This is a genomic window from Bacillus solitudinis (assembly GCF_002797395.1).
Taxonomy (GTDB): Bacteria; Bacillota; Bacilli; order Bacillales; family Bacillaceae_D; genus Halalkalibacter_A; species Halalkalibacter_A solitudinis.
Window position 1 is genome coordinate 883,810 of sequence record NZ_KZ454943.1, and the last position, 13,401, is coordinate 897,210.

Consider the following 13,401-nt stretch of genomic DNA (forward strand, 5'->3'; position numbering starts at 1 on the left):
ATATATTTACTAGATTCTAAATCCCTTGCCGCAATAGTGTATACCGACGAGAGATTTCTGGAAGTAGGATATATAAAAAAGAAGTCTAAAGGTTGAATCAACCATTTTAGACTTCTCTTCCTTTAAGGCTTCAAGATAACTTTAATACAGTCATCCTCATGTCCATTAAACTTATGGTAATCATCATTTGCGTTCTCAAGTGACATTTTATGTGTGATAATAGCTGTCGGATCGAATTCATTGTCAACAATTTTCTGATAGAGCTCTGGCATTAAATGAATAACGGGTGCTTGTCCCATTTTCAATGTTATATTTCTAGAAAAAAATGCACCTAACGGAAAGTTATTGTAGTTACTACCATAAACGCCTGTAATTTGCACGGTTCCGTATTTACGTACAGCCTTCGTAGAAATTTGAATCGGACCAAGAGTTCCACCTTGTAGTTTAAGCTTTTGCTCAATAAACTCCAAAGGTGATTTCTTCCCATCCATTCCGACACAATCAATGACAACATCTGCGCCTCCAGCAGTAATTTCTTTTAAATGCTCCCCCATATCGGGAAATTCGGTAAAATCAAAAATTTCAACATTGTTCATTTGCTTAGCCTTCTGTAAACGATATTTTATATAATCTACAGCTATGACCCGATTTGCTCCTTGCATCCATGCAAACTTTTGAGCCATCAAACCAACCGGTCCACAACCAAGTATGATAACCGTATCACCTTTTTTTACACCTGCGTTAATAACGCTCCAGTAAGCAGTTGGAAGAACATCCGATAAGAACAATAGAGACTCGTCTTCGAGCTCACAGCTCCCAGGTATGACAAATGGAGTGAAGTTGCCAAAAGGGACTTTTAAATATTCAGCTTGCCCACCTGGATGATCTCCAAACTTTTCAGAGTAACCGAAATATCCTCCCGAATCATAATGGGGGTTAGAGTTATCACATTGGCTTTCCATTTCATGGTCACAATAAAAGCATTTACCACATGCAACGGTAAATGGAACAACCACCCTATCTCCCTTTTTTACCTTAGTAACCTCAGGACCGATCTCTTCTACAAATCCCATCGGTTCATGTCCAATAATATAGCCTTCAGGAAGAGGAAAGTTTCCTTGATATAGATGTAAATCCGATCCACAAATCGCTGTACTTGTAATTTTTACAATTATATCATCCTTTTGTTCAAGCTTTGCATCTTCAACTTCTTTTCCTTTACTTGATTTGGTCCTTGATACGTAACTGCTTTCATCAAACTCTCTCCATTCAAGTTGTCTATTTTAAAATTCACTTATCTTTACGTTTTGTTTTAAGATGAGATACTATACCGAAATTTTCTTTAAAAATCTCTATACGACAGTTACCTGATGCATAATTGAGTATGATAATAGCCATCTTAAATAGTGAAAGGGGAGATTCACACATGGCACAGAGCCTAACAAATTTAATGTCCACAAATGTTATAACAGTTACTCCTGAACAAACCATTCAGGAAGCAGCATCTTTGATGAAGCAAAACGATATTGGCTCCATCCCAGTTGTCGAAAATGGTCAACTAGTAGGAATAATTACTGACCGTGACATTACGTTACGCGCAACAGCTGAAGGTAACCAAACAAATGAATCGATTCGTGAATGCATGTCTACAAACATTACCACCGCTTCATCTTCAACCGATGCACACGAAGCTGCCTCAATGATGGCACAGCATCAAATTCGTCGCCTTCCCGTTGTGGATAATGGTCAATTAGTAGGTATGGTTGCCCTTGGTGATCTAGCTTTAGAGAACGTATATCAAAATGAAGCCGGCGACGCACTGACAAATATCTCTGAGCATACAAATCAAAATCGCAGGAAATAAAGAACGTTACAACAGCGTATTTTGATGTTGATACATTAAGCGCTAATTAAAAAATTCCGGTATGAGAACACCCTCATACCGGACTTTAACGTTTAAAATATAAAACTATATTCCCCATTCACGTAAATCAAGCTTACGAACCCCTTTTTCTACATATGGATCTGTTTCTGCAAGTTGTGTTGCTTCTTCAAAAGATTCAGCAATATAAATGACCATGCCTCCAGAACCATCAATAAAAGGACCTTTTTTAAAAACCTTCCCTTTTTCTCCTAAATCTGCTAAATAGTCTAGATGAGCTTGACGAAACTCGGCATTCAATTCAGGTCGTTCCATATGTAAAATTGCTGCAAAATATGCCATATCCTCTCTCCTTTTAACATTATAATTACCTTCTTTAATTTAAACACCTTCCTCTTTTAAAGAAAAGAAGAAGATGCCAATAAGGTTCATCTATTTTACTTCAAGTCCCCACGGAATGATAACCCTCTGTTTAGAAAGTCGATTAGACACTTCATCAATCCACTCACCTTCCGCTGCTGCCCGAGCATTTAGGATGGGATCCGTTGTTTCGGTCATAGCAAAGCTTTGATTAATAGCCCACCAAGAAGGTTCAATATCAGCACGTCGCAAATCTTCTTGCAGACGTTTTGCTTCATGAACAGGAGTTGCTTCCGGAAGTGTAACAATAACAACATCTGTTTCTTGTTGATTACGTAGTCTTGGTAATAGTTTTGAAACGGCCTCAGGTACTTCCCCTGTTGAGCGCTCTAATTCTTTATGGAAAGATTCAGCCGCATCAAGTAGAAGCAATGTATGACCAGTTGGCGCTGTATCTATTACAACAAAGGATTCATCTGCTTCTTCTACCACTTTCGCAAACGCACGAAAGACTGCAATTTCTTCTGTACATGGAGAATTCAAATCCTCCTCCAAGTAGGCAAGACCATGTTCATCAAGATTTTCACTTGCCTGCGATATTATTTCTTTTTTGTAAGCCTCAACTTCCTGTTTGGGATTAATTGCACTAACCGTTAAAAGTGAATCAATCGACTCTTGAAATAATGGTGTAAGATGCTCTGCAGGATCCGTAGTGGTTAGGTGGACCTTGTGGCCTTTTTCAGCTAACCCAACTGCAATTGCTGCGGCAATCGTTGTTTTTCCAACCCCACCTTTACCCATGGTTAAAATAACACCTTTTTCTTTTTCAGCAAATTTAGAGACCATCTCCTCAATCGTTGAAAAATTACTGATTTTTCTTTTTTCTGTATAAGATATTTCAAGTGGTTTACCAAATAAGTGACGAAGCGATTTTACTCCAGTTAACGGAAACGATACAAATGGAAGTTCGTAAATGTTAAGCTCTTTTAACGTTTCAGGTATTGCCTCCAATGCCTTCTCCTGTCTATCAAAAAAAGCTTCGGACACCGCATCACCCGACTGTTTTTCAGTTAACTTTCCATTAATAAGTAGTACCTGATTAAGCAAACCAATATCTCTTAGTTCTGTTGCTGCTCGATTAGCCTCTTGCAACGATGATTTCTCTGGGCGAGTTACTAAAATAAGGGTCGTTTGTTCAGCGTTTGACAAGGCTTGAACCGCTTCTTCATATAAGACCTTTTTATCCTCTAGACCAGAAAGCGGCCCAAGACAAGAGGCACCATGCGAACTTTCCTCTAAGAATCCTGACCATGCCATTGGGAGGTGTAAAAGTCTTAATGTATGGCCAGTAGGAGCTGTATCAAAAATAATATGGTCATAACCTCTTGTTCTTTCTTTGTCCGTTAAAATAGTGGCAAACTCATTAAAAGCAGCAATTTCCACCGTACAGGCTCCTGACAACTGTTCTTCCATTTGAGCAATAACAGTAGCAGGTAATTTATCTCGAAATGGTCCAATGGTCATTTCTCGGTACAGAGCAGCTGCCTCTTCCGGATCAAGATTAATGGCATCTAAGTTCTCAACTTGACTAATTGGCATCTCCGTATACCCTATGTCCTCACCAAACACATCCTGTAGGTTTGAAGCAGGATCTGTACTAACAATTAATACCTTTTTTCCCTCATCAGCTAATGCAACCGCAGTCGCACATGCCGTTGATGTTTTTCCTACCCCACCTTTTCCCGTAAAAAACAAGTAAGGTGTTAATTTATTTGAGGTTGGTTGAAAACGTCGATTCATTGGCATCTCCTCCGGTTCTATAATAACTTTATGCCTTTAAGTGGATCTCTTTTTTTCGTGAAGTCATCCACAGATAAACCTGTCCATTCGGCAAATTCTTCATTTGTAGGGTAACGTCCGGTCATATGCACTTCGCCATCAACTAAGATAACTGGCAATGCCTCAGTTCCTCTTTCATTTAGTAGACTTTGCACTTTTGATTCTTCAATAAATTCTTGCGGTTCAGCTCCAAGGTTAAAGCGTTTAATATCAATGCCCTTACCCTCCAGTATGAAAATTGCTGATGCCACACGTGTCAGTTCAGGGTCGACGCTTGGTCCACACACACCTGTAGAACAACACATTGCCGGATCGTATACTCTAATCATCTCATTTCCTCCTTCTTCTCATTACTTGAGTTAAAACTAAAAGCCGAGTTTCCTCGGCTCTCTCTTATTTACCAGTTTCACCAAACTCTTTAATTCTCTCACCAATCTCATCACGAACTCGTTGAAAAAATGCCCATTTTTCTTCATCTGTACCGTTAGCTTTAGCTGGGTCATCGAAGCCCCAATGAACTCTCTCTTTATTTGGAGGAGTTGCTGGGCAAACGTCATCCGCATGACCGCAAAGGGTAACAACTAAGTCAGCCTTTTGTAAGATATCCCTATCAATCATATCAGAGGTTTGATTTGAGATATCCACACTGACCTCATTCATTGCTTTAACAGCATTCGGGTTTACACCGTGCGCCTCAATTCCTGCTGAGTATACGTCATACCGATCCCCTAAATACTTTTTCCCCCATCCTTCAGCCATTTGGCTTCGACAAGAATTCCCTGTGCATAGAAAATAAATAATTGGTTTTGACATTTTCTTCTCTCCTTATTTTAGCAAACTGCTATAAGATTATATTTAGCCATAAATAAAGGCCAACTAATGTGATAAAAAGCGTCGGTATCGTTAAAATAATACCTACTTTAAAATAATAGCCCCATGTAATCTTCATTCCTTTTTGAGCTAATACATGCAACCAGAGAAGGGTCGCAAGTGATCCAATCGGGGTAATTTTCGGTCCTAAATCAGATCCGATAACATTTGCATAAATAAGCGCTTCTCGCATGGCCCCTGTTGTATTCGTATCAGCAATAGCGAGTGCATTAATCATAACTGTTGGCATATTATTCATAAATGATGAAAGAATGGCTGCAATAAAGCCCATTGAAATCGTACCGACAAATAATCCCTGTTCCGTCGTACTTTGAATTACCTCAGCTAATACGTCCGTTAAACCGACATTACGAAGACTATAAACAACCACATACATTCCAATCGAAAATACGACTATTGCCCACGGCGCACTCTTAATAATTCCAGCCGAGCTAAGTTCAGAGTTTGCTGCACTCATCACTCGGAAAATTACATAGAAGATAATCGCAATTGGCATTGCAATAAACGAAACCGGTAAATGAATAAATTCACTAATAAAGTATCCAATTAAAAGGATTGCGAGTATAAACCAAGAAAGGTTAAATAAGCGTTGATCTTTAATCGCTTCTACAGGCCTTCTAAGCTGACTCATATCATATTGTTTCGGTATATCCTTCCTAAAATAAAGATACAAAACAAGAATACTTGCTCCTAAGGCAAAGAAGTTTGGAACAATCATTCGTGTTGCATATTCAACAAACCCAATCCCAAAAAAGTCTGCAGATACAATATTAACAAGGTTACTGACAAGTAAAGGCAATGAGGTCGTATCAGCGATAAAGCCACTTGCCATAATAAAAGGTAAGACCATTACATCTTTAAAACGAAGCGCACGAACCATCGCTAGAACGATTGGTGTTAAAATTAATGCTGCCCCATCGTTTGCAAATAATGCAGCAACAATTGATCCTAGAACAGACACGTATATAAACATTTTCACGCCGTTTCCTTTTGCAAAACGTGCCATATGTAATGCAGACCATTCAAAGAAACCAATTTCATCAAGAATCAAAGATATAATAATAATCGCTACAAATGTTAATGTTGCATTCCAAACAATTCCTGTTACTGTTACGACATCTCCAAAATCAACAATTCCGACCACTAATGCAAGTATAGCTCCAATTGTCGCTGACCACCCTATTGACAGCCCTTTAGGTTGCCATATGACCAGGATGAGCGTAACCAGGAATATAACGGATGCTAGTAAAACGTCAGACATACTTCATCCACTCTCCCTAATATTTCTCTTTAAATGTATTTAATCACAACATACTCTTAAACCACGGTTCTCTAAATTAATAAGCTTGTTTTTTTGGTTGGGAAGATGTTTTAATAAACTATTAATAATAGGATATGCTTCATGGGTTTTATTTACACGGTAGAAAACCCATTGCCCTCGTCTCTCCTCAACAACTAAGCCCACATCACGTAGTTTTCGAAGATGCTGACTAATAGAAGGTTGACTCATCTCAAACAGTTCAACAAATTCACACACACAACATTCATCCTCTGCCATCAGTGCCACCATAGTTAAACGAGTTTTATCACCTAGCAGTTTAAGAATTTTAGCAGTTTGGTCAATTGTTACAGTCAACATCTCAGTCATTTCTACTCACCTCTTTCTTTAATATAGTATATAATCATATACTTATATGCGCAAGTGGTTGTTCTCACAAAAAAAAAACTCTTGTGAAAAAGGGTTTCCCAAAAGTATAGGAAGAGATGATAATGGCTCCTTTCGCTACATTGCAAAGGGGCTATGTCATAAGTAACCAGCCCTTATGACATAACCCCTTTTTACCTCTATAGTTCAAGTACTAATCCTGTTTTTGCTATGTGAATATTCCCCGAATAAATAGAAGAAGCTTCATTTCGCAATAGTTCATGTTTTCCGTAGTGAGGAAGATGAGATAAAACAAGTGTCTTTGCATTTGCTGCAGCTGCTAATTTACCAGCATCCACACTATTCATATGTCCGAATTCTGCAACATTGTCCTCTGCGTAACCACTACACTCACTGATTAACACATCACAGTGACTTGCAAACGACTCTAATTCCTTGATGTAACGAGAATCAGCCGTGTATACAAGTGTTTTTCCTTCTAATTGAATTTTCATCGCATAGCAAGGTACAGGATGATCTGTCTTCTGAAAAGTAAACTGAAACGGGCCAACTTTAAGTGGGGCTTGATCATGAAAAGCGACAGCTTTGACTACATGAAGAAAAGATAACTTAGAAAACTCTTGTTCGTCATCCTGATGTCCATACACAGTTGCTACCTTTTGTCCGTTGCGATTAGCATTAATAATACGGGCATATTGAAAAGGAGATAAATCAGCTTTATGGTCACCATGATAATGAGATAACACAACAGCATCAATGTCGTCAATTGAGCAGTATCTTTGTAACTTCGATAAAACGCCACTTCCGCAATCTAGGAGCACTTTAAAATTCTCATGTTCAAGTAAATAGCCTGATGTGGCCTCTCCACTTTCAGGATAGCCGTGCCAAAAGCCAATAACAGTCACCTTCATGTTTCTCACCCTTTTCTTATCATCTACTATGTAAAAAGTTCTAGGCCTAATCAATTGATCGAAAATTTCATGTATAATGGTAACGATATGCGAAAGGTTGTCCCTATGTGAAGGACACTTTCTACTTGAATATCGCCTTTAAAGTGATGAACTAATTTATAAACCATAAACAATCGAGATACCTTGTCCAGGAGCTTCATCATTAAGCTTTTGATATTTCTGAAATAATTTATCTATTTGTTCAGATGACATGCCAATTCCACGATCAACATTCTCTATATGAATATGATTATTTTCTATAAACCCCAATATTGTTACAGTTCCGTTCTCGTAACTATATTTTATTGCATTGCTGATTATATTAGATATGATTAACTTAAAACCCATTAAATTCCCACTTAGGGTGGTGTTACTCGGGATATCCAAATGAGATTCTAATAGTATGTTTTGGGTCCTAGCTTTAATTGTATACTGTCTTTTTCTTCACTTCAAATAAAAAAACACTCCAACAGCTATAACTGTTGGAGTGTTACTCTTAATTATGCAGGGTATACGCTCACTTGCTTGCGATCGCGACCTACGCGTTCAAATTTAACAACGCCGTCGACTTTCGCGAAAAGTGTATCGTCTCCACCTTTACCTACGTTCACACCAGGATAAATGCGTGTACCACGTTGGCGAACAAGAATAGAACCACCGCTTACTTCTTGACCGTCAGCACGCTTTGTACCAAGACGCTTTGACTGAGAGTCACGACCGTTCTTTGTACTACCTACACCTTTTTTCGATGCGAAAAATTGAAGATTCATTTTCAACATGAGTTTCACCTCCATGCTATTTAATTTCAATATAGTCACTGTACTCCTCTGCCATCGACTGCAGGGCAACTCTCATCCCTTCAAGAAGTAGCTGTACTTTCTCAAATGTTCGAGGATCCAATTCACTCGGAACCAAACAGCGGAGAAAGCCACCTTCGTTCTCGATATCAATGTCTAGTTCTACTCCGCAAAGAGCAGCTATTGCATTGACTGAACCGAATGAAACTGCAGAAGCTCCAGCGCAAACGAGATCATGTCCATGCGGACCAGAATCTGCATGTCCACTCATCGTAAATGAGACAATGTCATTTGATTGATTACGTTCAATACTGACCGTGATCATCCGACACCTTAACCGTTAATCTTGTCGATAACAACTTTCGTGTAAGGTTGACGGTGACCTTGCTTACGACGGTAGTTTTTCTTTGCTTTCATTTTCCAAACGATGATCTTCTTTTGACGACCATGCTTTTCAACCTTAGCTGTAACTTGAGCTCCCTCAACAAATGGAGCACCAACCTTTACATCACTACCACCGATCATAAGAACGTTGTCAAAGCTAACTGTTTCGCCAGCCTCTGCATCTAATTTCTCGATGTAGATTTCTTGACCTTCTTCAACCTTGATTTGTTTACCACCAGTTTCAATAATTGCGTACATACTTGCACCTCCTCAATATACTCAGACTCGCCATCACAGGTAAGGATTTCAAGAAATCCTATTTATCAAACCTAGTCTGTGCGGTTGTAGTCGTTTGGGTGCGACCAAATAACTAACAAGAGCTATTTTACCATAAATGAAAATCTCATGTCAATGTATTTTCCCTGATGAACACCCTTAAAAAGTGGACAACCCCGTCCACTCTTGAAAGCGATAGAGGAGCCGGTTTACCAAGGAGTCATCAGCAAATTCTTCGTAATCCAATGTGTAGGTCCCATCATTCCAAAGCGTGTCGAAATAACTACGTACTTCTGCTCCCACCCCGTCATTTGGTAACGTAGAGATTTTAACATCGGTTTCTAAATTGAAATCAGCTAAATTGCGTTTAGTGAAATTAGAGGAACCAGCAATAATTACATCCTTCTCTTGTTGTTCCAAGATTATCATCTTTGTATGATATTGTTCTCCGCTTGTATTATACCAACGCACCTGTAAGGCTTCGTTTGTCTTTTTGATAAGTTCGTGAGCAACAGGACGATTTGGAATGCCACTTTTTTCGCGGCCAAAGGCATCCTTATTTGCATCAAGTATTAATCTCACTTCAACTCCTCTGTCAGCGGCTACTATTAATTCGGAGATAACGTCCCTATCTGACAAATAAAATGCTCCCATTGTCACTCGATCCCCTGCTTCAGTAAATCGCAGTTCCTCAATCAAATGCTTTTTAATTTTGCCTTCTGTTAACAATTGCAACTTATATCTCTCACCGCTCGGATTACTAGGCTTGATAGCAACATCATTCACCCAATCAGGATAAGAATCTGACATCCTTGCAACTGCAATCTCGCTAGCTAATAATTCCTCAAGAATTGACCCAGAAAAGGCAAATGCAATATTTGAATGTACGGCACTTCCATCATGTGGATTAGCCGAGGTCACCAGACCCTCGTTTTCAGTAATCATCACTTTTCGATGATTCGCTTTAAAATTCAATAGTTTTAGGTAAGATCGGAGTGTTACGTTAGGTGAATCCGGGCTGAAGGCATTTGGAAGCCAACCATTACCCGCCGTACCAAACCACTGCACATAAGTTCTCCATGCCCCGGAATAGATTGGGTTCGAATCCCTTGTTTGCGTCATATCTGTTGAAATCACCTCAATTCCTTGTTCCTCTAACTGGTTTACCATCTTAGATGAATAGGCACCGTAAAACGTATTAATCGGGTCGGTTATGAAAAGAATATTAACTTTTGGTTCAGATTGCTTTTTCTCTACAAGATGATTGGTTAACGTTTGTGATAAGGTGGGAAACGACATATCTCTGTCATACTCATCATTAAATAGAAACATATCCAAGACAATGAATTCTTCTGCCTCATCAATCATTTCATATAGATATTCAAAAATCTGTTGTTCCTTATGTTGGGCACCCTCTTGTTCATACGTTAAATCATAAAGAAACTCCACTTCATCAACTAGATGAACGTCTCCCTCATAGGAGAGACCCTTTGGGAGAGGTTTAACATAACCGTAGACTGATACAATAAAGACTGTCGTGAACATTACTACAATTATACCTAATGCCATACGTCGTCTCCGTTTTCTTCTAACTGTAATGAAGTTTACTCCTATATTTGAAATGAAACTCATCCTCCTTTTTAGTAGATATTTCCTTTATTATACAATATTCTATTTCACTCAATCTGCATTTTTTTCATACGCTTATAATTGATCCTCTCCATGTGAAATCTAGAAGAACTTCATCGCTTTTTTCTTGACTAGATGCCATGTGTCAACCACAATAAACAAAAAGAGTTAAAAGGAGTTACTATGGACCTTACGCCTTATTCACAAATTGATATGAATCAATTAAAAATGTATAAGAATAAAATTACTCGTTTTCTAATGGCCTATAAATTTGCCATTGACGAAATGGATACAAAAATAAAGATATTACAAGAAGAGTTCGAGTACATTCATGACTACAATCCAATTGAACATACAAAATCGCGTCTAAAAGCACCAGAGAGTATCTTAAATAAGGTCATGCGAAAAGGCGGTCCGATTTCTTTTGCCAATGTCAAAGAGAACCTTCGTGATATTGCCGGAATTCGAATTACTTGTTCCTTTCGATCTGACATTTACCAAATTAGCGACATGCTCCAAAAACAACGCGATTTAAAGCTCATTGAAATAAAGGACTATATTAAAGATCCAAAAGACAATGGTTATCAAAGCTTGCATTTGATTTTTGAAATTCCAATTTATATGTCTGATAGAGAAGAACGTGTATATGTCGAAGTCCAAATTCGCACAATAGCTATGGACTTTTGGGCTAGCTTAGAACATAAGATTTTTTATAAGTATAATCAAGGTGTTCCCGAGAGATTGCTTAAGGAATTGAAAGATGCAGCTGAAACAGCTGCGACATTAGATCGCAAAATGGAAGAACTGCATAACGAAGTAAATGAAATGAAGGACGTCACTAATACAGACACAATTGACGATCATGCTCAATTGCCTTTGACCTTACTTAAGTCTCTTCAAATTGACGAACAATGAACAAAAAGACTCGATTGAGATCCCCCCTCAACCGAGTCTTTGTTCATCGTTTACCGTAAACCTAACGCATTTACACAGCCAATTGATTGCTTTCTCGAAGCGGTACACCATTCTAACTGTTCAAGAGAAATAATCAATTTCCCTTTCTGCCAAATTGACGTCATGTATTACTGTGGATGTCATTTTACTAAAATTTACATTGGATGACAATGTCAAAACTCATCCGTAAACTACTCGTCCAACGCCCTCATCTAATGAAAAGTTCGTCTTTTTTTTTACCTTTTTATTGCTGTCATCATTCAACTCCTACTTACTTGCTTTTAAGCGTTCAAGCTGCTCTGTAGCATCTTCTTTATTGCCAATAAATCGTATCGCAAATTTATCCTCTGGCAACAGGCGATTTGCATATACGAAAATACGAAAGCCAAGCGCCTCCTCAAGTCTCTTTAAATGCTCACCTTTTTGACCAAATAAAACCTTTGCTATTTTTGAAGGAATTTCAAGTAAGAGGGCATCCTCATCCATTCCTTGATGCTCCCACAATACGCGTTCTATTTTAAAAGCATTGGCTTCATCAGACAAAACTACACCCTTCCCTTGGCAGGTTGGACAAATTTTTGAAAGACTTGCCTGCAAATTCTGTCTCACCTTTTTTCGTGTCATCTCAACAAGGCCTAGTCCCGTCAGTCCAACAACATTCGTTTTTGTACGGTCATGTTTTAACGCGTGTTGAAATATCCGTAACACTTCAAGGCGATCCTCTTCTCGCTTCATATCAATGAAATCTATGACAATAATCCCGGCAATATCACGCAGCCTCAGCTGACGAGCGATTTCCTTCGCCGCTTCCTTATTCGTTTTTACGATCGTGTCATTTAAATCTGTTTTTCCGGTGAATTTACCAGTATTAACATCAATGACCGTTAACGCTTCAGTTTGGTCAATCATAAGGTAGGCGCCATTTTTCAGCCATATTTGTTGACGCAAAGCCTTCTCTAACTCTTTTTCAATAGCATAAGCGGAAAAGATATTCTCTCTTTCTCTATAAAGCTTCAGCTTCGCTCGCAGTTCTGGATAAGGCTCGAGTAATACTTTAAGAACTTGATAATCCCGTAGACTATCAATGACTACTTCCGATACATCTTCGAACGAAAAATCTCGAACAACTCGTTCTAAAAGTCCTGAATCTTGATGGATAAGTGCTGGCGCCTTACGATTTTTTCCTTCTTTCCAAATCTCTTGCCAACACATCCTTAGAAATTGCAAATCTTGTTTGATAATATCAGTATCTCGGCCTTCACAAATCGTTCGGACAATCATCCCTTCTTCTTTTTGAAGCATTTCTTCGCCAAGTTCACGCCAACGTTCACGTTCTGCTTCGGATGAAAACCGTCTTGAAATTCCGATATAGCCGCCTTCTGGCATATAAACGACATAACGACCAGGAAAAGAGACCACACCGGTTAAACGAGGTCCCTTCGTTCCAAACCCTTCCTTCGTAACCTGAACGAGAACTTCTTCTCCTTGTTTAACAAATTCAGATACATTTCGTTTCTTTTTCGTATCCTCATTTTCTGTTGATAAGTGAAAAGAGAGTAAATCATCTCGATATAAAAACCCATTCTTATCCCGACCGATATCAACAAAAGCCGCTTGCATTCCTGGTAAAACATTAATGACTCGACCTAGATATATATTCCCGACAATTCTGTTTTCTACCGGTCGCTCAATCATTAATTCAACCACTCGATCATGTTCAACAATTGCCGCTCTCCGCTCTCTTGTTGTCATGTTAAAGTAGATTTTTTTCAC

The 13,401-nt window shown here is 38.7% G+C and carries 15 protein-coding genes, 1 pseudogene and 1 other annotated feature; of the genes and pseudogenes, 2 read left to right on the forward strand and 14 right to left on the reverse strand.

Annotated features, from left to right (window positions below; translation table 11 throughout):
* Positions 1-122: 122 nt before the first annotated feature.
* Positions 123-1,255 (reverse strand): annotated as a pseudogene (locus CEF19_RS04415) (zinc-dependent alcohol dehydrogenase).
* A gap of 171 nt (positions 1,256-1,426) precedes the next feature.
* On the opposite strand from CEF19_RS04415, the gene CEF19_RS04420 reads away from it, so the two are divergent.
* Positions 1,427-1,864 (forward strand): CBS domain-containing protein, encoded by a 438-nt coding sequence (locus CEF19_RS04420; RefSeq protein ID WP_100404957.1) that lies wholly within the window; start codon positions 1,427-1,429, stop codon positions 1,862-1,864.
* A 105-nt stretch (positions 1,865-1,969) separates the two neighbouring features.
* Here the strand turns inward: CEF19_RS04420 and CEF19_RS04425 are convergent, their stop codons facing one another.
* From CEF19_RS04425 to CEF19_RS04480, 12 genes are all read right to left on the reverse strand, one after another.
* Positions 1,970-2,224 carry a YciI family protein gene (locus tag CEF19_RS04425; RefSeq protein ID WP_100404958.1) on the reverse strand — a complete coding sequence of 85 codons (255 nt, stop codon included), beginning with the start codon at positions 2,222-2,224 and terminating at the stop codon, positions 1,970-1,972.
* Positions 2,225-2,314: 90 nt separating this feature from the next.
* Positions 2,315-4,042: an arsenical pump-driving ATPase gene (arsA, locus tag CEF19_RS04430; RefSeq protein ID WP_100404959.1), complete on the reverse strand. Its 1,728-nt coding sequence runs from the start codon at positions 4,040-4,042 to the stop codon at positions 2,315-2,317.
* 17 nt (positions 4,043-4,059) lie between these two features.
* The gene (arsD, locus tag CEF19_RS04435; protein WP_100404960.1) at positions 4,060-4,410 is read right to left on the reverse strand and encodes an arsenite efflux transporter metallochaperone ArsD; all 351 of its coding nucleotides are present in this window, start codon (positions 4,408-4,410) and stop codon (positions 4,060-4,062) included.
* Between the two features lie 64 nt (positions 4,411-4,474).
* Positions 4,475-4,894, reverse strand: coding sequence for an arsenate reductase (thioredoxin) (gene arsC / locus CEF19_RS04440; RefSeq protein WP_100404961.1), 420 nt, complete (start codon positions 4,892-4,894; stop codon positions 4,475-4,477).
* 28 nt (positions 4,895-4,922) lie between these two features.
* The gene (locus CEF19_RS04445; protein WP_100404962.1) at positions 4,923-6,233 is read right to left on the reverse strand and encodes an arsenic transporter; all 1,311 of its coding nucleotides are present in this window, start codon (positions 6,231-6,233) and stop codon (positions 4,923-4,925) included.
* 39 nt (positions 6,234-6,272) lie between these two features.
* Entirely contained in the window at positions 6,273-6,620 is a 348-nt protein-coding gene (locus tag CEF19_RS04450; RefSeq protein WP_406565336.1) for an ArsR/SmtB family transcription factor, read from the reverse strand.
* Positions 6,621-6,817: 197 nt separating this feature from the next.
* Positions 6,818-7,549 (reverse strand): MBL fold metallo-hydrolase, encoded by a 732-nt coding sequence (locus CEF19_RS04455; RefSeq protein WP_100404963.1) that lies wholly within the window; start codon positions 7,547-7,549, stop codon positions 6,818-6,820.
* 156 nt (positions 7,550-7,705) lie between these two features.
* Positions 7,706-7,936 carry an ATP-binding protein gene (locus CEF19_RS04460; RefSeq protein ID WP_100404964.1) on the reverse strand — a complete coding sequence of 77 codons (231 nt, stop codon included), beginning with the start codon at positions 7,934-7,936 and terminating at the stop codon, positions 7,706-7,708.
* Positions 7,937-8,088: 152 nt separating this feature from the next.
* On the reverse strand, positions 8,089-8,367 hold the full coding sequence (gene rpmA / locus CEF19_RS04465) for a 50S ribosomal protein L27 (protein WP_100404965.1): 279 nt from the start codon (positions 8,365-8,367) through the stop codon (positions 8,089-8,091).
* Positions 8,368-8,383: 16 nt separating this feature from the next.
* A complete protein-coding gene (locus tag CEF19_RS04470; protein ID WP_100404966.1) occupies positions 8,384-8,710 on the reverse strand; it encodes a ribosomal-processing cysteine protease Prp in 327 nt (108 codons plus the stop codon).
* A gap of 8 nt (positions 8,711-8,718) precedes the next feature.
* Entirely contained in the window at positions 8,719-9,027 is a 309-nt protein-coding gene (rplU, locus tag CEF19_RS04475; RefSeq protein WP_100404967.1) for a 50S ribosomal protein L21, read from the reverse strand.
* Positions 9,028-9,040: 13 nt separating this feature from the next.
* Positions 9,041-9,123 (reverse strand) — a sequence feature (ribosomal protein L21 leader region).
* 81 nt (positions 9,124-9,204) lie between these two features.
* Positions 9,205-10,677: a phospholipase D family protein gene (locus CEF19_RS04480; RefSeq protein ID WP_227521912.1), complete on the reverse strand. Its 1,473-nt coding sequence runs from the start codon at positions 10,675-10,677 to the stop codon at positions 9,205-9,207.
* Between the two features lie 180 nt (positions 10,678-10,857).
* Between CEF19_RS04480 and CEF19_RS04485 the strand changes: the two genes are divergently transcribed.
* Entirely contained in the window at positions 10,858-11,589 is a 732-nt protein-coding gene (locus CEF19_RS04485) for a GTP pyrophosphokinase (RefSeq protein WP_100404969.1), read from the forward strand.
* 306 nt (positions 11,590-11,895) lie between these two features.
* Here the strand turns inward: CEF19_RS04485 and CEF19_RS04490 are convergent, their stop codons facing one another.
* Positions 11,896-13,401, reverse strand: a complete 1,506-nt coding sequence (locus CEF19_RS04490; RefSeq protein ID WP_227521913.1) for an Rne/Rng family ribonuclease — start codon at positions 13,399-13,401, stop codon at positions 11,896-11,898.

What these genes read in the sequence shown, in the direction of transcription:
- rplU (WP_100404967.1), bottom strand. Translation starts at nt 9,027, where the DNA reads ATGTACGCAATTATTGAAACTGGTGGTAAACAAATCAAGGTTGAAGAA.
- CEF19_RS04455 (WP_100404963.1), bottom strand. Translation starts at nt 7,549, where the DNA reads ATGAAGGTGACTGTTATTGGCTTTTGGCACGGCTATCCTGAAAGTGGA.
- arsA (WP_100404959.1), bottom strand. Translation starts at nt 4,042, where the DNA reads ATGAATCGACGTTTTCAACCAACCTCAAATAAATTAACACCTTACTTG.
- arsC (WP_100404961.1), bottom strand. Translation starts at nt 4,894, where the DNA reads ATGTCAAAACCAATTATTTATTTTCTATGCACAGGGAATTCTTGTCGA.
- CEF19_RS04425 (WP_100404958.1), bottom strand. Translation starts at nt 2,224, where the DNA reads ATGGCATATTTTGCAGCAATTTTACATATGGAACGACCTGAATTGAAT.
- CEF19_RS04470 (WP_100404966.1), bottom strand. Translation starts at nt 8,710, where the DNA reads ATGATCACGGTCAGTATTGAACGTAATCAATCAAATGACATTGTCTCA.
- CEF19_RS04420 (WP_100404957.1), top strand. Translation starts at nt 1,427, where the DNA reads ATGGCACAGAGCCTAACAAATTTAATGTCCACAAATGTTATAACAGTT.
- CEF19_RS04485 (WP_100404969.1), top strand. Translation starts at nt 10,858, where the DNA reads ATGGACCTTACGCCTTATTCACAAATTGATATGAATCAATTAAAAATG.
- rpmA (WP_100404965.1), bottom strand. Translation starts at nt 8,367, where the DNA reads ATGTTGAAAATGAATCTTCAATTTTTCGCATCGAAAAAAGGTGTAGGT.
- CEF19_RS04480 (WP_227521912.1), bottom strand. Translation starts at nt 10,677, where the DNA reads ATGAGTTTCATTTCAAATATAGGAGTAAACTTCATTACAGTTAGAAGA.
- CEF19_RS04450 (WP_406565336.1), bottom strand. Translation starts at nt 6,620, where the DNA reads ATGACTGAGATGTTGACTGTAACAATTGACCAAACTGCTAAAATTCTT.
- CEF19_RS04445 (WP_100404962.1), bottom strand. Translation starts at nt 6,233, where the DNA reads ATGTCTGACGTTTTACTAGCATCCGTTATATTCCTGGTTACGCTCATC.
- CEF19_RS04460 (WP_100404964.1), bottom strand. Translation starts at nt 7,936, where the DNA reads ATGGGTTTTAAGTTAATCATATCTAATATAATCAGCAATGCAATAAAA.
- arsD (WP_100404960.1), bottom strand. Translation starts at nt 4,410, where the DNA reads ATGATTAGAGTATACGATCCGGCAATGTGTTGTTCTACAGGTGTGTGT.